Consider the following 23,484-nt stretch of genomic DNA (forward strand, 5'->3'; position numbering starts at 1 on the left):
GCGTCCGTGAGTTCGTGTCGCCGCACCATACGGGCGTCCTGCCCGGTCAACTACGAGATCACCCAGCCCACCAAGAGCCATCAGAAACGACCTAGACGCGTCAAGGCACGCCGTCTTGAACGCGCTCAGAACAACTGAGCGTTTTCCGACCTCAGGTTGAGGCGTGGTGAAACTGCGGCACTTCGGCTACACGGGTCCGATCGACGGCATCGCCGGGGACGGCACCAAGGCCGCGTTCGCGAAGTTCGCCGACGTCCACGGCTGAACTGTACGCGCCTGCCTCACCTCATTACGGGGGAGGTGAGCCGTCACGGTGGCAGCCGCCTTCACCGGCTAATACAAGTACCGCGAGCGCAGCTACTTCCTGCTCCAGACCGCCGACGCCATCGAGGAAGAGGCCAACGCCTTCACACTCGGTGTCGGCCCCTACAGTGATTTCGGCGAGGACCAGGAGCAGCAGGCCCTGAAGCTGTTCACCCAGCGGGTCGAAGAACACCGCAACGAGCAGCGGCGCCGCCAGCAGCAGCTGGACCAGCCTGCCGACCAGGCCGCCCCGTCCGGCCAGCCGCCAGCCGCCTGAGGCCGCACAGCGACTCGCGTCAGCGGCCGCACGCTCCTGATGGTGCCACTTCCACCACCCGCGGGTGTCGGGGCAGCGGTCATCGCTTGTTGTTCTTCGTCCACGGCCGGCGGGGAATCCCGCGGGCTTCCATCTGGGCGACGACCTTGGCGTGCAATTCGCGCAGCGGCTCCAGTTCGGCCAGCAGGGGCAAGGACGCGATGGTGGCGCCCTTGCGCCGGGTGAGGCTTGCGGTCAGGTACCCGTCGGGTGTCTCCCAGAGGCGTACCGTCAGTGTGCTCCGGTTGGAACGCACGGGGCCGCTGGCGTTCTGCCGCTCGGTGATCATGCGGGTGAGGTTGCCGTAGAGGCGCTGCAGCGGGCCGGCGTCCTTGGGAAGCGGGACGTGTGTGGCCTCGGGGCGGTTCTGATGGTCGGCGGCTCGCAGGACTCCGTAATGGTCTTTCCACACCCACACCGGGACCGTATGCGCCGCAGGCTCGGTCGCTGGCTTCGTAACCGAGAGCTGACACCGTTTGTCGTCGAGTTCGAGCAGCACTTGTTGATCACAGAGCCCAAAAATGTCAGCGAGAACTGACACCGCTGTCACCGGGATGGGGCTTTTGTTGCCCCGCTGGACGGCCCTCGCGGAAGAGGCCCGTCACATCGGGAGGGAGAACAGACGCACTGGCTTTGAAGGCCAGCGTGCGTTGTCGCGCAGGGGCGTCACCATGGTCCGCAGTGGCATGGTCACCAGGCGGTTTTCGGGTTGTTCGACAAGCACCTCCTTGTCGAGAACGTGCCATCCGAGGCGCTGGTACAGCGGCACGAGGGGAGGTCGGCAGAACAAGAGCGCGTGCTGAGGACCCATCGTGCGAGCGTGGTCAAGTGCCGCCGTGACCACGCGCCGGGCCAACCCCTGGCCCTGCATGTCGGGTGCGACGGCCACTCCACCGACGCCTACCACCTCTGTCTCGACATCACCGATCGCAACTGGCAGCCGGAGGAGGCCGGCGTGTGCCACAAGCCGGTCGCCGTGTCTGATACCGAAGTGCTCTTTTTTGGGCAGCCAGGTCAAACCGGCCGCGGCAACACCGAAGGGATCATCGCCGTCACCGAGGATCTCGTCCTGGTCCGTCTTCGTGTACTGAGGAAGCCGCACCACAGCCGGTGCTACAGAGGATTGGTTGTCAGACATCCCCACATGATGATCTCTCTTTCGAGGTCGGGCCAAGTGATCGATCAGCCGATCACCGGGAGTAGGACTGGTGTAGGTCAGCTGCCAGAGTTTTGTGCTGCGGCCCGGGCTTGGGTGATGGCGAGGCGGTAGGATTCGGTGCCGGTCTGGATCAGGTTGCCGCCGAAGGTGAGCCGGTCGACGATGGCCGCCCAGAGCCGGGGATCGGTGAAGGTCTTGGTCCAGCCGCTGAAACTCTCGTTCGAAGCGATGGCGACGCTGTTCTTCTCCTCCCGCTCCGTCAGAACCTGGAACAGCAGCTCAGCGCCCCGTCGGTCCAGCTCCATATAGCCCAGCTCATCGATGCACAAAAGGTCGACACGGCCGTAGCGGGCGATGGTCTTGGTCAGCACCTTCTCGTCCGCGGCCTCGACCAGCTCGTTGACGAGCTTGGTGGCGAGTGTGTAGCGGACCCGGTAGCCGGCCATCGCGGCCTCGGTTCCCAGCGCGATCAGCAGGTGCGACTTGCCGGTGCCCGAGTCGCCGATCAGGCAGAGAGGCATGCCCTTCTTGACCCATCTTGACCCACTCGCAGGTCGCCAGGGTGTGGATGACCGCCGGGTCCACGCTGGGGTTCGCCTCAAAGTCGAAGGCTCGCAGTGATTTCTCGCGGGGCGGTGCGGCCGATCAGCCCCACGGGCACCGAATAGCGGTTCGTACGGACACTGACCTGCGCGTATCGGTCCACCCGGAGATTGAACAGCCGGCCTGTCTCGAACGGCTCGTCCGGCAACGGCTGCAACAGCGGGCGTTCGACGGTGAGTACTCGCCGATCGTCCGGGGCCGCGACCGGATGCGGCGGTCGTCGTCCTCGGTATCCCACCGCTCGACCATGGCGTTGAGCTCGGCGAGGGAATCGACTTCCGGGACGGGGACCAGATGGTTTCGCCTGAACCAGCCGATCTGGCCTTCCACCCCGCCCTTCTCATGGGCTCCTTCGAGGCCCGGGCGGCAGTACATGCTTTCGATTCCGTAGTGCGAACGGAACGCAGTCCACCGCTCGTTCTCCACTCTCGCTCTCGACAGGCCCAGCACCCGGGCGACTGCGGCCCGCAGGTTGTCATAGCGCACCTTGCCGCAGGGGACGCCGCCCAGCACGCTGAGAGCGTGGACGTGGCCTTCGAAGAACGCCTCCTGACCGCACGAGGCGAAGATGCGGTGCACCGCCTTGCCGGAACACGACAGGCGCATCGAGAACAGGTAGACCTTGACCTGCTCGCCGGCCAGACGGATCGTCACGTCCCCGAAGTCGACCTCCGCCTCGGCCCCCGGCATGTGGGTCTGCGGGATAAACGCGTTCAGCGGACCACGGCCTGCCTCGATCGGTATCTGCGGGCGACGAGCGGCGACATAGGCGCGCACCATGGAATAGGTCACCTCCACCGCACCATGCTCGTCCAGCAGCCGGTCGAAGATCCGCTTGACCGTGTGCCGCTGCTTGCGCGGCGCGTCCAGATCCGCCCGCAACATCTGGTCGATCACCGGCTTGAACGCGTCCAGCCGCGTCTTGCGGGGCGGCAGTTGCTTGCGCGGCTCCGGCCAGACGGACTCCATGGCCGCCTTCACCGTCCGGAAGCCCACCCCGTACTTGCGCTGCAAGGCCCGGTTCGACATGCCCGCCCGGACATCACGGCGTATCGCCGCGTACAGATCGACCTTGGTCTTCGATGGCACCGGCGCCCCCTCACCACACAGAGCACCCCCCAGCGTCCCACCGCAAGCCCCCAAGTGGTGTCAAAACTCAGCGATATCACTCTCCGCCAACACCGGGTGGTGTCGCCGCCCGTCGACAACCGGTGTCAGGACTCACTGATAAAGCCAAACACCGGAGCCACCGCCCGCTCCACCGACCCGCCGCAGCCAGCCGCAGCGCAGCCGGGAGTCTCCGCGGAGTCGCCGTCCGCGCCTCGCCCCGCCCCGGCCACTCGCACGGTCGGCCAGGGGGCCTCGGTTGGGGACGAACTCCTAGCCGAGATCGCGAAGGACATCCAGGACGGGGCTCGCGACCTCGCGCGGCTCCTGCCCTCCCTCAGCGGGGAGGAGCCCTTGCAGCGCATCACCCAGCTGCAGGAGCAGCTCGACGGGCTGACCGCGGCAATCGTCGCCCGGGCCCGTTACCGCCGGGTCACCTGGGCCACTATCAGCTCGATCCTGGGCATCAGCGAGGACACTGCCCGTCACCGCTACACCGACCGGTACATCCTGCGCCGCATCGCCCGCTTCAACCGGTCCGAGACAGCATTCACCTCCGTCGCCAGCCTCTTCGCAACCACCGTGCACAGCACGTCCACCTCCCACGACCCGCCCGTCGGCGGGGACGCAGGCAGCGATGCCGGCGACACAGATGGCGACCGCGGTGGTGACCGTAGTACCGAACCAAACCAGGTCGCACCGAGCGAATCCTCAGAAGCCGCCTACAACCGGCTCTCACCGATCCTGTCCATGCTGATCCGCACCGCCCAGCTCACCAATAAGGAGGTCAGCAGCCGGATCGGATGCTCCCCCTCCTACCTGTCACGGATCCTGTCCGGTGAGCGCGTGCCGACCTGGGAGCTGACACGCAAATTCGCCCACGCCTGCGGCGCCGACCCCGAGTCCTGCGTACCGTGTGAGAGTCGGAGAAGCTCAGCGAGAAAGTTCGCGAACCGGCCCCCGACCCCGACGCCGCTCCCCTGCCCGCCGCCGATCGGCTACGGGCCGCGATTCATACACTGCACCTGCGCCCAGGACGCCCCGCGCCCAGTGACATCGCCGTCGCCAGCCGGTGGCTGCTCACCGCCGGGACCGTCGCCTCCCTCCTCGAAGGCATCGTCCTGCCACCCCCCGACGTGCTGCGCAACTTCGTACGCCTCCTGGGCGGCGACGTCGACCACTCCACCGAACTCCTGGACAACGCCCACCGCGAAGCCACCCGCAGCACAGCACTCCTGCAGCCAGCCTCAGACCCCGGACCCGATCCCACGGCGGCCGCACCCTCGCACACCGCACTCCACCTCAGCCTGCCCTCCCCTCAGGCACAACCGCCTCACCGGACCCGACGCCGTCATGAAAACCTTCAGCAAGGTGCTCACTGAGGATCGCACCGTCGAAGACGGGCGCGCCCGTCTCCTCCACAAACAGGCCAGGCGAGCCACCCCAACAGACCGCGCCCGACGGCGACCAGTGACCTCAATCGCTGAAGTGCTGCGGCAGCGCAAACTCCCCCCAGCCCCCTCAGAGGAACATGACAGAGCCCAACCGGAACTTAGCTTGTCGTTTATCTGACGAGGTCGAAAAGTGCCTCGAACTGAGTTGCTCACCTGGGCATTCGCCGGACGCGCGCGGGCGACCTCAGCCGGATCATGTGCTCCGACTAAGGACGCACCTGACCAGACCGAGGCCGTGGAGATGAGTGTGCTGCAGCATGTCGACCGCGAGGACCAGGCGCCCGTCGGCGGCCTGCGGCATGGGCACGCCGGCCAGCACCTGCCGCAGCCGGGGCACGCCGACGTTCCCGCGGTTCAGTGCGTCGTACATCGCGCCGTGCCCACGGCGGTGCTCGGCCACCAGTGTCAGGTCCACCGACGCCATCACCGGCCCGTCCGCGCACAGCAACGCGTCGACGAGTTCGAACAGTTCGTCCCCGCGCGCGGTCAGGCAGTCGAATAAGTCGTCCCGGAAGCGTGACGCGTTCGCGAACGACTCCCCCAGAGCAGCGTCAGGCAGCAGAGTCACCCTCACGGCCTTCGTCTTGATCGGTGCACCTTGGTCGAGCACATGATCAGACGAAGGCCGCCCAGCGTCCGGCGAACGCCCAGGTAAGCGGGCAAGTTCGAAGCGCATTTCGACCTCAGACTTTGATACGAACAAGCTCAGCGAGGTGTCGGCGCGGTATCCAGGGACTGCGTGGCCGCCGTCGGCTTCACCCCGGGGCGCCGTCGCTGACCTCGTCGTGGGCTGCGGGCGCCGCGCCCTTGCGCTGGCCGGCGGGCCTGGCGTTGCGCAGGCCGGAGGCGGAGACCGCCGCGCCCAGCAGCACCATGACCACCGGGACGACGAGCGCGGTGCGGTAGGCGTCCAGCACCGCGCCCGGTGAGCCATCGGCGCCGGCCTCGGCGATCCCGTACACCGCGGTCACCGCGGAGATCCCGACCGCCGAGCCGAACTGGGTGAACGTGTACAGCAGCCCGCCGGCCAGGCCCTGCTCCTCCTTGGCTACGCTGTCGGTCGCCGCGATGGTGAGCGGACCGTAGGCGAGGGCGAAGGCGGTGCCCGCGATGATCAGGCTCGGGAACATCGCCGCGTATGACCAGTCCATCTCGACCGGCAGGAAGAGCCCGTACGCCACGATCGCCAGTAGGAAGCCGCCGAAGATCACCCGGCCGATGCCGTAGCGGTTCACCAGGCGCGGGGTGAGGGTGGGCGCCAGCACGGCGTCGCAGCCCATGACGATCAGCGCGATCGCGGCCTGCAGGGAGGACCAGCCGCGCAGCTCCTGCAGATAAAGCGTGACGATGAACTGGAAGCCGAAGAACGCGCCCAGAAAGAGCAGCGCGCCGAGGTCGGCCCGCACCACCGCGGCCTGGCGGAAGATCCCCAGCCGGACGAGCGGCGCCTTGGCGCGCCGCTCGATCACGATGAACGCCGCCACCAGCGCCAGCCCGGCGGCGAGCGCCCCGAGGGTCAGCCCGAGCCCTTCGCCGCGGTGCTCGAGCCGGACGATGCCGTAGGCGAGCAGCAGCATCGCGGCGGCGGCGCTGGCCGCGCCGGCCAGGTCGTAGCCGCGCTGTGCGGGCTCGGGGCGGGCCTCGGCCGGCAGCAGCCTGAGCGCCGAGAGCAGGATGGCGCCGGCCAGAAACGCCGGGGCGAAGAACACCCAGCGCCAGCCGAGTTCGGTCAGCAACCCGCCGATGACGAGGCCCAGCGAGAAGCCGCCGGCGCCGACGCCGGCGAAGACCAGCAGGGCCTTGTCGCGCTGCGGCCCCTCCGGATACGAGGTCGTGATGATCGACATGGCGGCGGGAGTCATGAAGGCCGCCGCCACGCCGGTGACGAACCGGGCCACGACCAGCATCCAACCGTCGGTTGCGAAGCCGCCCAGCATGGAGAAGACCAGGAAGACGCCCAGCCAGGTGAAGAACATCCGCCGCCTGCCCAGCAGATCAGCGGCGCGGCCGCCGAGCAGGGTGAAACCGGCGTAGCCGAGCACGTAGCCACTCATCACCCACGCCGCGGTGCCGGTGGGCAGCCCGAGGTCGGCGCGGATGGTGGGGACGGCAACGGCCAGCATGGCGACGTCGCTGCCCTCAAGGAAGATCGTGCCGCACAGGACGAGCAGCAGGGGCCAGGCTCGTCCGCTCTTGCGGGCCGCGGGGACGGTGGACACGGATGCGCTCCTCACCCGTTGAGTCGCTTGGTCACCGCCGGTTCATCAGCAACGGACGCCGTCCGTCGCGCGAGCTGCTGGGGCCCAGCCCCGTCGTCCGTGCCCGCACGTCGAACTATCCATCCCGGAGCCTCCGCGATCACCATGGCCGCGACCGTACCGAGCAGCAAGCAACCCAGGCCACACCTTTTATCTGTGTCCGGAGGTTCGCGTGGGTGGCCAGCGCAGAGGTTAAAGAACTTCCCGGCGCCCTTGGGCGTCGCTGTGCGATGGGGCGGCGCCCACCATGGCAGCCCGCCCTGTCCCGGTGATGACTGGCTGCCGGACGGCCCCAGTCCTCTGGCGACCGCGCAGCTGGCCACTTTGGTGTGGACCTGGCCGAGGAGAAAACTCCGCACCTTGCCGTTTCGTGGTCGCCCCCGCGCAGGGCGCAACCGATGACAGCCCGTGTCCGCGACACCGGTTGCCGCCTCTGCGCCAGGGCAGCGTTGTGGCGCATGGACAGACGACGCGTCACGCATTCGGGTGATCGGGTCACCAGGCCCTGTCGGGCTTGGGTTTTCCTGTGTCAGTCTCCTGACAGCGATTTAGTTGTCACGTGCAACGCTCAACGCCACGTAGCGGCGTCATCTGAGGCGCGTGCCGTTTGCGCATGCGGACTGCGGCCCGCCACACGCATACCCCCCACGAGAGGCAAGTCCAACTATGATCGGATTCGCCCTGCCCTTGCGTAATATGACCGCTCTTGCGCTTGCCGCTGCCGGACTGGTCTGCGCAGGTCTCGCCGCCCTTCCCGGGAGGGCCGACGCCGCCCAAAGCGTGGCGGTCACCCAACCCGTCGTCGGTCAGGCGTTGTTCGACGACTTCAACTACACCGATTACACCGATCCGCGGATCACCCAGCGCGGCTGGACCTTGAAGTCTGGTCAGGGCGGCCCCGGTGTTCCGGGTGCCACCTGGCGCCCGCAGGACATCACCTTCGCCACTGAGTCCGGCAACTCGATCATGAGTCTGCGCTCCGGCAGCAACGGCACGGCCTCCGGCACGACGCAGACGGAGATTTACCAGCAGCGCAAGTTCCACCGCGGCACCTATGCCGCGCGCGTCCAGTTCAGCGATGCGCCGGCGTTCGGACCGGACGGTGACCGCATGGTGCAGACGTTTTTCACCATCACGCCGCTGAACTACCCCATGGACCCGGACTACGGCGAGCTGGACTTCGAGTATCTACCCAACGGCGGGTGGGGTATCCCGGGCAGCGCCCTGCTGGCCACCTCATGGGAGACGTACCAGGAGGACCCGTGGCAGTCCGTCGCCGTCACCACCCAGGAGCGTGCCAGCTTCGCCGGCTGGCACGACCTGGTCATCACGGTCGACACTGAGCGCATCAACTACTACATCGACGGCAGGCAATTCGCCTCGCACACGGAGCCGTACCTACCCGAGACGTCGATGGGTATCCGCTTCAACCACTGGCTCATCGACCTACTGGGCACGAACAGCAAGAGGTCGCGCGCATACGACCAGAGGGTCGACTACGTGTACCACCTCAAGGACCAGATGCTGACTCCCGCCCAGGTGCAGGGCGTCGTCAACGACTACCGGGCGCGGGGGGTGTCGTTCGAGGACACCGTCTGAACCGGCGCCCCGCACCGGCCCGCGCAGCCCCGCCGACGCAGGATGGGGGCAGCCCGCTCCGGGTCTGCCCCCCATAGGGTTCACTGCGGTTGCTCAGCTGGAGGGCGCTGCCACGTTGTTGGGTGTGAGGGTGTCTGACGGTGTGCTGGGGCGTGGTGGCGTCGGGCTCCGGCTGAGTGCTCAGGCCGCGGCGGCGAGGCCGGCGACGCCGGTGATCTGCTCCCAGATCGCGAAGCGGACGGTCATCTCGGCTCGGTAGTCGGATGCGGGGATCAGATGGCGGTGGGGTCGGAAGTGGGGCAAGATGCCGCTGAACGCGGACAGGAACCGTTGTGCTCCGCCCACGGAGCGGAAGCCTTTCATCGCCCGTTCGCGTTGCCTGGTGGGCTGGTGGCTGTTCTCGGCCCGGTTGTTCAGGCCCTTGTGGGAGCGGTGCTCGACGGAGGGCATGACATCGCGGTGGGCCGCTCCGTAGGAGCGGAGCATGTCGGTGATGATCACCCTGGGCACCGTGCGGGTCTTCTTGTGGAGCCTGCGGAAGGAGCGCCTGGCCGCGGCCTTGTTCCGGCGGCTCTGCACGAGGATGTCGAGGACGTGCCCGTCCTGGTCGACGGCCCGCCACAGGTACTGCAACCGCCCGTTGATCTTGATGAAGACCTCGTCCAGGTGCCACTTGTCACCGGGCCGTGGCTGCCTGCGGCGCAACGCGTTGGCGTAGGCCTGTCCGAACTTGCCGCACCAGCGGCGAATCGTCTCGTAGGAGACGACGATCCCGCGTTCGAGCATGAGCTCTTCGACTTCGCGGAAGCTGAGCGGGAAGCGGTGATACAGCCATACACAGTGGGAGATGACCTCGACCGGGTACCGATGACCCTTGTACGACGGCGGCGTACTCCCCACGAACCACCCCTCCAGCATGACTAACCCGAAGATCATCCCAGGCCAACAGCCCACGTGACAGCGCCCTCTACTGCTGGCGGCCGGACCTGAGCTGGTGGCCGCGACCGCCGACGACATCGCCGCTGCGGGCGGCGATCCGCGTCCGACTTTCGGTCTGGCGCTGTCCCGGCTACCCGATCCGCACTGGAGCGCCTTGACCCCAGCGGGTCCGCTGCGGAGCTGGCACCTGGTGCGAATGACAGACGCGAGCTCGCCCACGCGCAGCCCGCTGGTGGTCCCGGAGCGGCTGCTGCACCACCTCGTCGGGGCGGGACATCTCGACATGGAGCTGGCCCCGTCCACCCGGCGGGTCGCCGCCCGGCACGCGTTGACGGGCACCCTGCGGGACGCGGCCGAGGGGACGGCCCAGGCCTGGGCCGAGGGGCGAGTCGTCGTGCTGAGCGGGCCTCAGCACGGCAACCTCACCACGGTCGCGGCCGAGGCGGCGCTGACCGCCGGCGGGCGCGCCCTGCACGTCGTGGCGGCCGAGGACCTGCCGCGGGCCGCCGAGGACCGGGAGCGGTTCCTGCGGCTGATGGAGCGCGAGTCAGTGCTCGAGGGCTGTGCCTGGGCGATGGATCTCGGTGACGCAAGGCAGGACGACGTCATAGCGGCGACCAGTGGAGTGTCGATAACGACCTGGCGTTGTGTGGAGTACGTGATCATCGACAGCAGCCAGGAGGCCGCATCGTCCGCGGCGCCCGGGGCTGGGTGCCGCATCCTCGAGCCGCACAGTACGGGTGGTGCTGTTCGACGCGAAGAAGCTGGGGCTGTAGATGCCAGCCCGATCGATGTGCGCTTTCGAGACCCTCTGGGGTGCCCGCGTCAGGCCCCGTGGCTTGAGGCTGCGCAGGACGTCGTCTTCGAGGAGAGTCCCGCGGTACGGCCTTTTCCCGTCCGGCCCGGGCGGCGTGTGGCTCCGGGGGGGGCGTCGACGACCGGGCGGCTGGTGGCGTACGGGTCCGGTGTCATGCGGACTCAGCTCATGCTGCTGGACCGGGATCCGGCGGTGGTGGCGCTGGCCTGCCGGCCGGTGGAACTGGTGTGGCCTGAGGAAAGCAGGGTCGTCGCCTCATGCACCGCAGCTGATGGCCAGGCTTCAGGACGGCAGCGGCCTGTTGCTCGACTGCGCCGGACGCGGCGGACCCTCTGCCCGGCTGGCGGCGCGGGCACGGGTTGTGGCGGCTGCCGCCAAGGCAGCGGGCTGGTCCTACCGGCTCCGGAGCCGCCGGATCCGGTGCTGGTGGCCAACGTGCGGTGGCTGGCGGGTTACCGGTATCCCCGGTACGCCGCAGGGCCGTGGATGCCGGCTCTGGTGGAGGTGTTCGGCAGTCCGCGGCCGGCGGTGGAGGCGGTGTGTGAGCTGGGTGACCCGATCGCCGTGTGGCCTGCGGTCTTTCACGTGCTGTGGAGCGGTGTGCTGCGGGTGCAGCTGGACGAACCGCTGCACGAGCGTGCCGTCGTCTCGGTCGCGCGGCAGGAGGCCGGAGCGGCGTGACGCAGGCGGTTGTCGAGGTCGGGGCGCGCCTTCGCTACGACGGACGGATAGGGACGCTCGCCGTGCTGGAAGGCGCCCGGGCCACGCTGGTGACCGACGAGGGCGCCTCGGCGGCGGTGCTGCTGCCCTACCTGTTCGCCGATCCGTCCTTCAACGTGGAAGGCGGACCGGCGCCGGGGAGGGTGCCGCCGTTCGGCCTGCTGGAGGCGCTGCCGGTCGAGGTGCGGGAGCGGGCTCTGGCGTGGCAGCGGCATGTGCGGGAGGTGGAGACCGGCTTCCCGGACGCGGTCGGGCAGGGCACCCCGCGTGAGCAGTTCGATCCGGCGACGCGGAGCCTGGCCCAGCGGGAGCGGGCGAAGGCCGAGGAGTTGACGGCGGCGGGCTGGGCGGCGAGTGCGGCGACGGTGCGCCGGATGCGGGCGCGCTACCGCAGCGAGGGCTTGTGGGGGCTGGTGGACGGCCGGGCGGTGCGGGAACGATCGGCGGTGGGGCGGGCCGATGAGCGGGTGGTCGCGGCAGTCAGGACAGTGCTGGAGGGACAGCGGGAGCGGTCGGCGGGCACGCTGGTGCGGCTGCGCCGCCGGGTGGGGTGGCTGCTGGAGGAGGAGTACGGCGCGGGGGTGGTGGCCCTGCCGCCGGCGTCGACGTTCAACCGGCCGGTGCACGCGGTGGCCGACGGACAGGGCCTTTTGGGGACGGCGGCGCAGCGGCGGTGGCGCGCGTCGCGGCCGGTACCTCCGTTCACGCCGACGGTGGCACTGCGGCCGGGTGAGCTGGTGCTGCTGGACAGTACGCCGCTGGATGTACTGGCGGTGCTGTACGACGGTGTGACCGGCCGTCTTGAGCTCAGCATCGCGCTGGACGTGGCGACGCGCAGCATCTGCGCCGCGGTGGTGTGTCCGGTGGGCACGGTCGGTGGACGCGGCGATGCTGCTGGCCCAGATGGTGGTGCCGACGGCGATGCGGCCGGGCTGGGATGCGGCGCTGTCCATACTGCCCGAGCTCCGTGAGGAGGGAGACGCCGTCGTCGATCTCCTCCGGCCTCCAGTCGGTGTTGTCGAGCAGCAATCCGTCCAGCGGCCCGCCCACGAGTTCGGCGTAGCGCCGTCCCGGCTTCGGACGCGGGTGCTCGTGGCCGACTCCGTAGATCCGCCCGCGCATCAGCTGCTCATCGTCGCCATCCATACGGTTCAGCCTTGCAGCAGCCACCGACAACGAGGTCTCGCCCAGGCGGCCCTGGGCAAGACCTCGCGCGCTTCCGGGGGTGGCCTTGGCCGGGTCAGCTGCGCCAGTGTCCGAGCCAGCGCCGGCCTTCGGGGCCTGCGCCGCCTCCGCCTCCTGGCGCTCCTGCTCCTGGCTCTCGCGTTCGGCCTGTTCCGCCTGCAGCTCCGCTGCGAGCGCCCGGGCCTTGCAGTCGTCGCACAAGTGCGGGTGGCTGTCCCCGCAGCATCATCCGCTTCACGGTGAACGTCATCCCGGACCCCGACCAGGGCGAAGAGGAGCACCTGTTCGGCTGGCGTGGTCGGCTGGTGCGCGGCCGGGCCGTACAGGGGGCGGCCGGTGCGGCGTGCGGTGCGCAGCCGGGCGGTGAGCACGGCGGTGGCGATGACGGCGCGGTCGTGGCGCAGGGGCACACACACAGGGCCAGACGTTTCTCCATACACCAAAAAGCTCCCTCCGAGCGTCAGGACTGTGGGTGAGCTTCTGCCGCTCATGGGCCGGGATGGGTAACACAGGTTCGATTCCTTGGCGCATGCAACTCGCCGCTTTGACCCGCAACGGCCTCTTCCTGTCTGCGGCGTTCTGCCGTTTCTGCCGGTGATTCCTCATCGTCGCGTGCCTGATGGTCGCTTCACCCCAATGGAGCAGCCTTCCGACGAGGCGGGCGGGCACTCGGTGCTTAACGGGCAAACACCCACGAAAAGGAGAAACTCATGAATGAGCTCCCTCTCCCCCTCCTTCCCCCCCTCATCGTCGTGCCGGCGGATGAGGTAGCGGTACTCGTCGACTGGCAGCTCGCTCTCTCCACGGGCGACAACGACTGACCTGATCCTGTGTGCGGCGGCCCCTGACGGGGTCGTCGCACGTCGTGTCGAGAGGGGTGCCGTCTATGGGACCACAGCCGTTGGCCAGGCGTGATGTGGTGGTGGACGAGATGCACGGCAGCCGGGTGGAGGACCCCTACCGGTGGCTGGAGGACGATGAGGACCCCGCGTGCAAGGAGTGGCTGGCCGACCAGGAGCAGTGGCTGGCAGAGCAGGCGAACGGGTGGAGTACACAGCCGGTGTTCCGCAAGCTGCTGCGGCACTTCGTGGAGGCGGGCAGCCAGGCGGTACCCGCGGTGTCGCCGCCGGTATCGCGGGGCCGGTGCCGGTTCTTCCTGAGGGCCGGTGCGGGGCAGGAGCATCCTGTGCTGGTTGCCGCCACGGCCGGGCAGGGCGAGCGGGTGGTGGTTGACCCGGCGGCGCTGGACGCGTCCGGACGTACGACGCTGGACGCCTGGCGGCCGTCGTGGTCGGGCAGGTTGCTGGCCTGCCAGGTCTCTTCCCACGGCAGCGAGAGGCCCGTACTGACGGTGATGGACGTAGCCGATGGCCACCAGGTCGGCCCCCCGGTGTACCCGGGACGCGGTACCCCGGTGGCCTGGCTGCCTGACGACACAGGCTTCTACTACGTGACCTGCCCCGCCGACGGTCGTGACCGGCAGGTGCGGCTGCGCCTGCTCGACACAGGCCAGGATCCGGGCGAGGATGCGGTGGTCTTCGCCACCGGGAACCGGCAGCTGTCGGTGTCCACCAGCCCGGACGGACACTGGCTGATGGTCAGCTGCGCCCCGGGCGCACAGTGCGGCAACCAGGCCTACCTGGCCGACCTGACCGCCACACCCGCCCACGCCCCTGGTCTGCGGCGGGTGCACGACGGCACGGCCACAGGCGTGCAGGCGCTGGTCAAATTCGGCCCTCGCGGGCTGCTGTATGCGATCACCACCGATGGGGCACCCGGTGGAAAAGTCTGCCGAATCGACCCCGACAGCCCGCACGCCGCGGCGTGGACGCCGCTGATCACTCCGGATCAGGACACGGTGCTCTCGTCATGCGTCGCCCTGGTCGAGCCGGGCACCGGTTCGCCGCGCTTCCTGGTCAGCTCCGCGCGACGCGGCGTGGCCGGTTTGTCATTGCACGACAGCACCGGCCGCCTGCTGGCCGAGATCGACACCCCGGAGACCGGCTGCGGCACGGTCACGAAGCTCACCGTGCCACCCGGTGACGCGGACCAGGCATGGTTCACCTACAGCGACTTCGTCACCGCTCCGACGGTCTACCGCTTCAGCCTGCACGACCAGCGGTGCCACCTCGACATCCCAGTCGCCGACGGCTACCCAGCCGTTGCCCCAGCCGTCTCCTCACCGCTCGCTTCTGCCGTGCCGCTGCCCGCAGCCGACCCCGCCTCATCAGCCGCAGACCCGCCACCGCACAAGCGGCCGCAGGCCGTGGTGCGGCAACTGACCTACCCGTCTGAGGACGGCACCGACGTGCCGATGTTCCTCATCACCCCCGCCGACTGCGGCCCCGGGCCGCGACCGACCCTGCTGACCGCCTACGGCGGCTTCGGCGCCACCGCTGCCCCCGCCTATTCCCCCACCATCCTGGCCTGGGTCGCCGCCGGCGGCGTCTACGCCATCGCCGGGGTACGCGGCGGCGGGGAACTGGGTACCACCTGGCATAGGGCCGGCAGTGGAACCAACAAGCCCACCGCGTTCGCCGACTACGCCGCCGCCGCCCGATGGCTGATCGCCGAAGACATCACCACCTGCGACCAACTGGTCATCAAAGGCGCCTCGCACAGCGGCCTCATGGTCGCCACCGCGATCACCCGCGACCCCGGCCTCTACGCCGCGGCCGTCTGCTCCGGCGCCCCCACCGACATGGTCCGCTACCCCCGCCTGGGCATGGGCCAGTGGTGGATCAACGAGTTCGGCGATCCCGACAACCCCGACCACCTCGACGTCCTGCTCAGCTACTCCCCCTACCACCGCGTGCGGCCCGGCACCCGCTACCCCGCCGTGCTGATGGTCACCGCCCGCACCGACCCCCGCGTCGGCGCCGCCCACACCCGCAAATTCACCGCCGCCCTGCAACACGCCACCACCGGCGGCAAACCCATCGTCCTGCGCTGCGAGGACGGCGTCGGCCACGGTCCCCGCGCCGCCACCCGCAGTATCGACATGGAAGCCGACGCCCTCGCCTTCTGCGCCACCCACACCGGACTCCAGCCCTGACCCCGCACTCTCGGCCCAAGGGCCTGCCGCCGGCGGCGAGGAGACCGATCCCCCGCTCCCACGCCCACGCCCGAAGCCGAGGCACAGCCCGAACCCACTGATAGCTGACGGCGCGCCTGTCCTTTTCCTCAGGTGCCAACTCAGCCCCGAGCCCACGGCTTCCACCGCTGCCGGTCGGCCACCACCAGCCGGCGACGACAAGTTGCACAGCGGCTTCTGAGCCAATCCGCTGATTCCTCGGCGCACCGCCGTCCGTCGAAGTAAAGAATGGGCGCCGTCAGGAGCCCACCACCCGGCCTGACGCACCATAGGGCGGAGCGGGGAGGCACCCATGAAGATGCGGCTGGTCCGAGATGGCGCTGCCGCGGCCCTCGCTGTCATCGCGGCGGCGCGGCTGACGGCCGACTGGATCGAACGTCGGCCGGATCCTGTCCCCTACGAATGGCTCCGTCGCGAGCCCGAGGGCGAGGAAGTGTTCCTCTCCCGCCCAGACGGGACGGTTCTGCGTACCATCGTCGCGGGTGACGGGCCAACGGTGGTGCTGGCCCACGGCTACGGCGTCTCGCTCCTGGAGTGGAATCTGGTGCAGGCCAGCCTGGTGGCCGGCGGGCACCGTGTCATCGTCTTCGATCAACGCGGCCACGGAGGGTCGACGTTCGGTGCGGACGGCATCGGCTCCGGCCCCATGGCGCAGGATTACCTAGCGCTCCTGGAGCACTTCGACGTCCGCGACGCAGTGCTCGTCGGGCATTCCATGGGCGGGTTCCTGGCACTTAGGGCCGTGCTAGACCATCCCGGCGTCGCCCGGCGGCTGCGCGGTCTGGTGCTGTTCGCGACCTGGGCGGGCCGCATCTACGACGGAGCACCGCACAACCGGCTGCAGATCCCGCTGCTGGAGATGGGCATCCTCCAGCGGCTGGCACGCACCCGCACGGGCGGAGTCCTCTTCGGAGCCGCTCAGTGCGGCAAACACCCCTCTCCCGCGATGATCGAGATTTTCCTCGAGGTCTTCCTCCAGCAGGCCCACACCCCGCTCCTGCCGATCGTGCGGGCGTTCGCCCGCGAGGACCATTACCCGCGCCTGGCCGAGATCACGGTCCCCACCGTCGTCATAGTCGGCTCGGCCGATCGCAGCACACCGCCCAGCCACGCCCAACGCCTGACCGCCGGCATACCGGGCGCACGGCTTGTCACCGTGCCGGACGCTGGACACATGCTGAACTGGGAGAGTCCCCAAGCCCTGGTGCAGGCCGTCGTCTCCCTGCATCAGGCTCATTGACCCACGGCCCGAAGCGGCCCTCAGAGCATCAACGGCGCGTAGCAGAGACAGAACCGGGCAGCCTCCCATCCGCCGTCCTGCCCGGGGAGCCGTCCGGCAGACCGGCACCTCGGACGGTGGCCCCCTGATCTTCATCCCAGACGCCATAGGAGCCACGACCCTCATCCTCCTTGTTCCCACGGTTACTTCTTCGGCCGCCTGCCGCACCCCCAGGTAGAACGCCCCGAGCGGAGCGAGAGCGAACGACCTGGAAGAGCGGCCAGCGCCTTGCTCCGTCCGCTTGGAACGCCGCAGTGACCCGAGCTCGCCAGGCGGACGGATCCCTCAACGGCCTCCCCGAGAGCAGTCTCGGTGGCTGTCCACGTTCGGGTCGTGAGGAGCCAAACACAGGAAGATTGGGCGTTTGGCCCGCTCTTCCTCGCTGAGCGGCAGAGTGAACGGCCGGTCCGGCGCAATGCTGTCCTTGACGGTGACATGGTTACGCAGGGCTTGCAGGACGTTCGATGGTGAGGCGGATCCGCCGGACTGTGCTGATGCCTGTTCGATGGCGGCGGCAGCTGCCCGGAAGGAGTCCGCTCCTGTGGAATAGTCACTCCCGCCGTCGGCCCTGTGCAGGACGGCTCGGTCGGAGAAGGAGATGTAGTACAGGTCCACCGCGGCGTATTTGTGCAACTTCGCCCATGCGGGCACATCCTTGGACTCGATCAATGTGTTGACGTCGGAGGCGATGACCGGGAGGGGGGAAGACTTCGTGGTGCCGTCCCCGCCGCAGGTGTCTTGCACCTTTGCGAGCACTTTCGGAAGCTGGGTGCCCCGGGCGGCGTAGAAGGTCGTGCCGTGGTCCGCGTGCAGATCACAGATTCTCTTGGCGAGGTCTGGCAGTCCCCGTGCTGTGGCGGTGCTGTTCCCGGGCCTGGGGGCCGGAACCTGCGCGAACCAGGGATCTTCGACATCGATGCCGCGGGCTTTGAGCCGCCTGGCGAGGCCGTCCCGCAGTTCGTTGCTGTAGCGGTCCTTGCTGTCATAGACGATCAGCGCCTTCTCGCTGCCCCAGTTCACCGCACGCCTCACCATGACCTCGGCCATGCGCTCGTTGGTCGGCTGAGTATGGAAGAAGTTCCGTGCTTCCTCAGCCATGAAGTCGCCGGTGACGGAGGCTCCGATCACGGGCATGCTTTCACCCAGGCGGTTGATGGCATCGACCGATTCCTGACGGCTCTGGGTGATGCCGATCACTGCGGAGACACTGCTGTCCTGCTCCGCCAGCCGCTTGACGCGGTCCGCGACCGCTTCCCCCTCGCCGAAGGCGAAGCCGGTGTTCGCCACGAGGATCTTGAGCATTGGCGTGTCGTGGTCCACCATGGCCCGCTCGTTCCACGTCTTCTGTGCTTCCGCGGCGCCTCGGAGCTGTAGCACGCCTGCTGGGACGATCTGCTCGCTGCGTGCCTTGGGATCGGCAGTCAGGGGTGCCAGAAACACCACCGTGCGGTGGGCTCCCCTCACTGCGGCGTTCTGGCGACGGATCTGCTCCTGCAGCTCACGCAGCAGAAGCTGTGACCTGTTGCCCGTGGTGAAGTAGCAGCCTTTGGTCTCGGTGTCCACGCCCACGACCTCTTTTCCCACCCGCCAGGTGCCGCGGCAGGGATCGGATGAGCCATCCCACAGGTCGAACGCCGGAACTTCGTCCTGCAAGGCGAATCCCGCAGAGCACATGACGGCCAGCAGCAGAGCCGGCACGGCCCACCCCGCGTGCGCACGGACCGCGCCCACCACAGGGGGCGTCGCTTTGGCGTTGAGCGTCAGCCACCTGGCCACATCGGGCTGCTCGAGCCCGTCATTCATCAGCACGTCGATCCGGCGGGGCCCGGGCGCGTTCGCCGACCGGGCTCCAGGCAGCCGCAGCACAGCGGCAGCCTGGTCCAGGCCGACCGACGGACCGGCGCCGGTGTCAGAGCCCTCAGATTCGCTCCGTTGCCCCGCCAGAATCACCAGCGGAGGACGCGCACCCTGCAAGACGAGTTCGTGGTGCGCCTGGAGGAACTGCCGTACGACAGCGCCCCGAGGACCGCCGAGATCGGGCACCAGCAACACGAAAGGCCACACCCTGCGCCGCCGCCACGGCCGGAACCGGCTGGGCCGGACGGCCCGGGACAGATCCGTTGACACAGCTTCCACCAGCAGGTTCAACCTCAGAAGCCGGTACTGTTCCGCATCCGCGGTGCGCAACCGTGTCGCGGCCTGGATGAAGTCCCTGGCGGCCAGCCCAGCACTGGTCATGCGACGGGCATACCACCGCATGCTGCGATTGAGCCTCCATCGGTGCCATACCTGCACGGGCCACGACAGGACCACGGTCCAGACACCCGACAGCCAGCGTGGGAGCGCGGCGTTGTCCAGCCCCTGTTGCACGGTGCGGAGAACAGGAGTGCGCTGCTCCCAGCAGGTCCACAGTCCCTGAGTCATCGCACGGTGCGGATCCTGAGGGACAGGGGGGACACCAAGCCCCACCTCCGTGTGCTCGTCGCCGGGCATCGGTACATCGAGGACGTCCCGGCAGGCCCGGAACGCCGGCATGTGCAGCGTCCCTGCATGCCGCGGCATGGAGTTCTTCCACTCCATGACGAGGAAATCGAGCAGGTCGACGTCGGGTCTGACCGGTTCGACGTCCGGCCTTGCAGCTTCGTTCCCCGAGGCCGTCGGCGGGGGCACGACAGCACGAGGGACGAGGTAAGTGACGTCGTCATCGCTGCCCGCCTCGAGCCGATCGCCGTAGCCGGACACGAAGGCCTCGGCCAGTCGCGACCCGGCCCCGTCATCCCGGAGGACGATCACGGGCAGCTCTCGGCCGCCGCTTGGCCGCGTCACCAGTTCGTCGAGAGCTTTCACAAAGTCGATCACGTGTTCAAGAGCCGGAACGGACACAGCCCTCCCCCTCCCCCACAGCACGGTTCTTGTGGGTGGATGATCTCCTCGTGGAGGTCAGAACACCGCCCCGATGTCGGACTTGCCCAAACTTGCTTGAAAACGTCACTCGATGGCTCACTCTGGATCGAGATCCGGAGGTGGCCTACGCCAAGTCGCCGCAGGAACCGGTTCGGCTCCGCCTGGCGCAGGACAGCGCCCACCGCTTGGACCCAGCTGCCGGACGCGACCGCGCTGGACGGCGAGCTTGCTCCCACACCTCCAGTACGTCCACAGGGCGGGGGCCGGCGAAGAGCTGACGACCGGGCAGTGCTCTCGGCGATCATTTACGTTGCCACGACAGGGTGCACCTGGCGACAACTGCCGCCGGTCTTCGGGGCTTCCTGGCAGACCGTGCACCGCCGCTTCACGTACTGGTCCAAGGCCCGGGTATGGGCCAAGCTGCACCATGTCGTGCTCGGTCGGCTCGGCGCGAGCGGCGAGTTGGACTGGTCGCGGTGCGCGATCGACTCTGTCAGCATCCGTGCGGTCAAAGGGCGCCTTTGACCGGATCGAATCCGACCGATCGCGGCAAGCTGGGGTCGAAGATCCGTGTCATCTGTGACCGCAACGGGCTCCCGATCTCGGTGGGAACCTCCGGCGCCAATCTGCACGACAGCCGGGCCCTCATCCCGCTCACGCGTGGCATCCCGCCGATCCGCTCCCGCTACGGGCCCAGGAGGCGGCGACCGGCCAAGCTCCATGCGGACAAGGGTTACGACTTCGACCACCTGCGCAACTGGTTGCAGCGCAGGCAGATCGTCCCGCGCATCGCCCGTCACGGGATTGAACTATCCGGCCGCCTGGGCCGGCACCGCTGGGTCGTCGAACGCACGATGTCCTGGCTCAACGGCTGCCGACGCCTGCATCGCCGCTACGAACGCACAGCCGACCACTTCCTCGCCTTCGTCAGCATCGCCTGCACCCTCAAAAAGATGCCGTGACACTCAAATGACACCGCGGGCTGACCGAACAGGCGGCCACCACCGCCGTCGACCAGGCATGCCGCATGCTCCGGCTGCCGACCATCCGGGCCCAGTTCCCCGAACTGGCCGAAGCCGCCGCCCGCGACCAGATGTCCTGTCGCGGCTTCCTCGCCGAACTGCTGATGGCCGAGTGCGACGACCGGGCCCGCCGCCGCTCCGAACGGCGCATCAAGGCGGCGCAGTTCCCGCGGGAGAAGTCGCTGCGGGCCTTCGACTTCGAGGCCAACGGGAACGTCGACGCAGCCGTCATTCACACCCTGGCGACCTGCGAGTGGGTCAAGAAGGGCTTGCCGCTCTGCCTGATCGGCGACTCCGGCACTGGCAAGTCCCACCTGTTGATCGCGCTCGGCACCGAAGCCGCCATGGCCGGCTTCCGGGTCCGCTACACACTCGCCACCAAGCTGGTCAACGAGCTGGTCGAGGCGGCGGACGAGAAGGTCCTGACCAAGACCATCGCCCGCTACGGACGCGTCGATCTCCTCTGCATGGACGAACTTGGCTACATGGAGCTGGACCGTCACGGCGCTGAGCTGCTGTTCCAGGTGCTGACGGAGCGTGAGGAGAAGAACAGCGTCGCCATCGCCTCCAACGAGTCGTTTGGAGGGTGGACAGAAACATTCACCGATCCACGGCTTTGCGCGGCCATCGTCGACCGCCTCACCTTCGGCGGGAACATCATCGAAACCGGCACTGCCGCCTACCGGCTCGCCAGCGCCAGGGCCGCCCGGGCGCAGAGCGCAGCCTCAGGCTGACCCGTCCGAGCCTCAAAAACCGGCCGGAGACTGCGTTCACCGCTATCCGTGCCACGACCGAGTGCGCGTGCGCTGAACACGCTAAGCCGGGCGGGGGAGCGAGTTGAGGCCGTCGATCGCGATGTCGGTGGCCCTTTGAACGGCTTTGTAGGTCTGCTCCGGCCGGTCTCCCCGCTTTTGGCATGCGGCGACGACGACCTTGATCGCCCCGACCAGCGAGCCCACCGCCGCGGCGGCCTCGACGAGGTCCAGCTCGGGGCAAGCGAGGTGGAGCGCTTCGGTCAGCTGTAGCTGGATGTCGAACAGCAGGTGCAGTTCGCGCGCCTGAAGTGCCGGGACCGACGCGATCAGCCGGGTCCGAGCCGGGCCGACCTTCCGCGCCAACTCCGAGTCCGTGTCCGCGAAAACACTCTGGTCGATGACGCGCCGCAGCAGGTCGGCCACCGGTTCGCCGGGCTGCCGTTCTCCGATGATCTCGACCGCGCGCTCCAGCCGCGACCTGTCGTCGAAGAAGACGATGTCGTCCTTGCTGTCGAAGTAGCTGAAGAAGGTCCGTGTCGCGATGTCTGCGGTGGCCGCGATCTCCGCCACGGTTGTCTGGTCGTAACCCTTCTCGGCGAACAATCGCAGGGCGCCTTCGATGAGCGCTTGCCTCGTGCGCATCTTCTTCCGCTGGCGCAGCCCTGGTTCGCTGGTCACGACAGCACCTTACCGCTTACCGCATGCGATGTAATTTTGCGTTCATTGACGTTTTGCATTGAGTGCTGTTTTATCGGGAGGTCCGTACCGACCGAGGAGCGGCCGATGGAGAGCACGTCCCCGGCAGTAGTCATGCCCACGGCCCGCCAGAACCCGTTCGATCCGCCCGAGGAACTGCGCCGCCGACAGGGGCTCGGCCCAATCCATCGGATGACCTACGCCGACGGTGGTCAGGGGTGGTTGGTGACCGGCTTCGCCGCAGCGCGGGCGATCCTGGCAGATCCCCGGTTCAGCGTCCGCCCGGACCATATGCGCTCACCGATCGCCCAGCCGGCAACGGCGCCCGTGCCGCCGGGATTCCTCCTCCGCATGGACCCGCCCGAGCACGACCACTATCGGCGGTTGCTCACCAGTGACTTCACGGTGCGCCGGATGAAGCTCCTCGAACCGGAGATCGAAGCGATCGTCAATGACCAGTTGAACGCGATGGAGCTCGCCGGGGGCCCGGCCGACTTGTTCAAGGCATTCGCGCTGCCGATCCCGTCACAAGTGATCGGCGAACTGCTCGGGGTGCCCTACTCCGACAGGCAGGGGTTCCAGCGGAACGCCGCCATGCTCTTGAACGTCGACCTCACACCGGAACGCCGGCAAGAGGCGGCCAGGGAGCTCATGGCATATCTACGGGACCTGCTGCGCCACAAGCGTTCCTGGCCAGAGGAAGATGTGCTCAGCGGGCTCGCTGCGCACGAGGGACTTACTGCGGACGAGAGGGCCGGACTGGCGCTCCTGCTCCTGATCGCCGGGCATGAGACGACGACGAACATGCTTGCGCTGGGTACTTTCGCTCTGCTGGCCAACCCCGCACAGCTGGCCGAGGTCCGCGACAGGGAGGAAGACGCCCCTGCGGTGGTCGAGGAGTTACTGCGTTACCTCACGATCATCCACCACGTGGTCCGTGTCGCGCTCGAGGACATCGAGCTCCACGGCTGCCTGATCAAGGCCGGCGAGTCCGTCACCGTCGCACTTTCCGCGGCGAACCGGGACGCTGACCATTTCGCCGACCCGGACGTGCTTGACCTCACCCGCTCCACGGCCGGACACCTCGCGTTCGGTCACGGCCTCCACCGGTGCCTCGGGCAGCGACTGGCCCGCGCCGAAATGCGCATCGCCCTCCCCGCACTGCTTCGCCGCTTCCCGGCACTACGTCTAACTGTCGCGTGCGAGGAAGTGCCACTGCGGCTGGCCATGCCGGTCTACGGCGTGCGTGAACTTCCGGTCACCTGGTAGGCCGA

Annotated in this window: 17 protein-coding genes and 3 pseudogenes; 9 read left to right on the forward strand and 11 right to left on the reverse strand. The window is 68.4% G+C overall.

Annotation, left to right across the window (positions count from 1 at the left end; translation table 11 throughout):
* Positions 1 to 289: 289 nt before the first annotated feature.
* The 5 genes and pseudogenes from ABZ192_RS40375 to istA all read right to left on the reverse strand — a co-directional run bounded on the left by ABZ192_RS40375 (position 290) and on the right by istA (position 3,470).
* The gene (locus tag ABZ192_RS40375; protein ID WP_356929450.1) at positions 290 to 496 is read right to left on the reverse strand and encodes a hypothetical protein; all 207 of its coding nucleotides are present in this window, start codon (positions 494 to 496) and stop codon (positions 290 to 292) included.
* Between the two features lie 163 nt (positions 497 to 659).
* Complete coding sequence (locus ABZ192_RS40380) at positions 660 to 1,118, reverse strand: hypothetical protein (RefSeq protein ID WP_356929451.1); 459 nt, start codon at positions 1,116 to 1,118, stop codon at positions 660 to 662.
* A gap of 102 nt (positions 1,119 to 1,220) precedes the next feature.
* Positions 1,221 to 1,757 carry a GNAT family N-acetyltransferase gene (locus ABZ192_RS40385; RefSeq protein ID WP_356929452.1) on the reverse strand — a complete coding sequence of 179 codons (537 nt, stop codon included), beginning with the start codon at positions 1,755 to 1,757 and terminating at the stop codon, positions 1,221 to 1,223.
* Between the two features lie 77 nt (positions 1,758 to 1,834).
* Positions 1,835 to 2,423, reverse strand: a pseudogene (locus ABZ192_RS40390) (ATP-binding protein); the annotation flags it as partial.
* On the reverse strand, positions 2,424 to 3,470 hold the full coding sequence (gene istA, locus ABZ192_RS40395) for an IS21 family transposase (RefSeq protein WP_356929453.1): 1,047 nt from the start codon (positions 3,468 to 3,470) through the stop codon (positions 2,424 to 2,426).
* A 768-nt stretch (positions 3,471 to 4,238) separates the two neighbouring features.
* Between istA and ABZ192_RS40400 the strand changes: the two genes are divergently transcribed.
* Complete coding sequence (locus tag ABZ192_RS40400) at positions 4,239 to 5,060, forward strand: helix-turn-helix transcriptional regulator (RefSeq protein ID WP_356929473.1); 822 nt, start codon at positions 4,239 to 4,241, stop codon at positions 5,058 to 5,060.
* Between the two features lie 138 nt (positions 5,061 to 5,198).
* Here the strand turns inward: ABZ192_RS40400 and ABZ192_RS40405 are convergent.
* A pseudogene (locus ABZ192_RS40405) lies at positions 5,199 to 5,510 on the reverse strand (transposase); the annotation flags it as partial.
* 187 nt (positions 5,511 to 5,697) lie between these two features.
* Entirely contained in the window at positions 5,698 to 7,161 is a 1,464-nt protein-coding gene (locus ABZ192_RS40410; RefSeq protein WP_356929454.1) for an MFS transporter, read from the reverse strand.
* Between the two features lie 705 nt (positions 7,162 to 7,866).
* Between ABZ192_RS40410 and ABZ192_RS40415 the strand changes: the two genes are divergently transcribed.
* The gene (locus ABZ192_RS40415; protein ID WP_356929455.1) at positions 7,867 to 8,799 is read left to right on the forward strand and encodes a glycoside hydrolase family 16 protein; all 933 of its coding nucleotides are present in this window, start codon (positions 7,867 to 7,869) and stop codon (positions 8,797 to 8,799) included.
* A gap of 180 nt (positions 8,800 to 8,979) precedes the next feature.
* Here ABZ192_RS40415 and ABZ192_RS40420 read toward each other — a convergent pair whose 3' ends face one another.
* Entirely contained in the window at positions 8,980 to 9,717 is a 738-nt protein-coding gene (locus tag ABZ192_RS40420) for an IS6 family transposase (RefSeq protein ID WP_356929456.1), read from the reverse strand.
* Positions 9,718 to 9,793: 76 nt separating this feature from the next.
* Here ABZ192_RS40420 and ABZ192_RS40425 point away from each other — a divergent pair, with 76 nt between their 5' ends.
* Complete coding sequence (locus tag ABZ192_RS40425; protein ID WP_356929457.1) at positions 9,794 to 11,236, forward strand: TnsA-like heteromeric transposase endonuclease subunit; 1,443 nt, start codon at positions 9,794 to 9,796, stop codon at positions 11,234 to 11,236.
* The gene (locus ABZ192_RS40430; protein ID WP_356929458.1) at positions 11,233 to 12,246 is read left to right on the forward strand and encodes a hypothetical protein; all 1,014 of its coding nucleotides are present in this window, start codon (positions 11,233 to 11,235) and stop codon (positions 12,244 to 12,246) included. The genes ABZ192_RS40425 and ABZ192_RS40430 overlap by 4 nt, the downstream gene beginning before the upstream one ends.
* On the opposite strand, the pseudogene ABZ192_RS40435 reads toward ABZ192_RS40430, so the two are convergent.
* Positions 12,227 to 12,421 (reverse strand): annotated as a pseudogene (locus ABZ192_RS40435) (hypothetical protein); the annotation flags it as partial. The gene ABZ192_RS40430 and the pseudogene ABZ192_RS40435 sit on opposite strands and share 20 nt — an antisense overlap.
* Positions 12,422 to 13,346: 925 nt before the next feature.
* Here ABZ192_RS40435 and ABZ192_RS40440 point away from each other — a divergent pair.
* Positions 13,347 to 15,515, forward strand: a complete 2,169-nt coding sequence (locus tag ABZ192_RS40440; protein WP_356929459.1) for a prolyl oligopeptidase family serine peptidase — start codon at positions 13,347 to 13,349, stop codon at positions 15,513 to 15,515.
* Between the two features lie 331 nt (positions 15,516 to 15,846).
* Positions 15,847 to 16,794 (forward strand): alpha/beta fold hydrolase, encoded by a 948-nt coding sequence (locus ABZ192_RS40445; RefSeq protein WP_356929460.1) that lies wholly within the window; start codon positions 15,847 to 15,849, stop codon positions 16,792 to 16,794.
* 324 nt (positions 16,795 to 17,118) lie between these two features.
* Here the strand turns inward: ABZ192_RS40445 and ABZ192_RS40450 are convergent, their stop codons facing one another.
* Positions 17,119 to 19,716: an ABC transporter substrate-binding protein gene (locus ABZ192_RS40450; RefSeq protein WP_356929461.1), complete on the reverse strand. Its 2,598-nt coding sequence runs from the start codon at positions 19,714 to 19,716 to the stop codon at positions 17,119 to 17,121.
* Between the two features lie 216 nt (positions 19,717 to 19,932).
* Between ABZ192_RS40450 and ABZ192_RS40455 the strand changes: the two genes are divergently transcribed.
* Together ABZ192_RS40455 and istB are read left to right on the forward strand one after the other, a co-directional pair.
* A protein-coding gene (locus ABZ192_RS40455; RefSeq protein ID WP_356929474.1) for an IS5 family transposase occupies positions 19,933 to 20,699 on the forward strand; the annotation gives its coding sequence in 2 pieces (ribosomal slippage) (positions 19,933 to 20,236 and positions 20,236 to 20,699; 768 coding nt in all).
* 20 nt (positions 20,700 to 20,719) lie between these two features.
* The gene (gene istB / locus ABZ192_RS40460; RefSeq protein ID WP_356929475.1) at positions 20,720 to 21,493 is read left to right on the forward strand and encodes an IS21-like element helper ATPase IstB; all 774 of its coding nucleotides are present in this window, start codon (positions 20,720 to 20,722) and stop codon (positions 21,491 to 21,493) included.
* 81 nt (positions 21,494 to 21,574) lie between these two features.
* Here the strand turns inward: istB and ABZ192_RS40465 are convergent, their stop codons facing one another.
* A complete protein-coding gene (locus tag ABZ192_RS40465) occupies positions 21,575 to 22,192 on the reverse strand; it encodes a TetR/AcrR family transcriptional regulator (protein WP_031144747.1) in 618 nt (205 codons plus the stop codon).
* Between the two features lie 105 nt (positions 22,193 to 22,297).
* Here ABZ192_RS40465 and ABZ192_RS40470 point away from each other — a divergent pair, with 105 nt between their 5' ends.
* Positions 22,298 to 23,479, forward strand: coding sequence for a cytochrome P450 (locus tag ABZ192_RS40470; RefSeq protein WP_356929462.1), 1,182 nt, complete (start codon positions 22,298 to 22,300; stop codon positions 23,477 to 23,479).
* Positions 23,480 to 23,484: the final 5 nt, after the last annotated feature.

Source organism: Streptomyces sp. NPDC006235 (genome assembly GCF_040613735.1).
Lineage (GTDB): Bacteria > Actinomycetota > Actinomycetes > Streptomycetales > Streptomycetaceae > Streptomyces.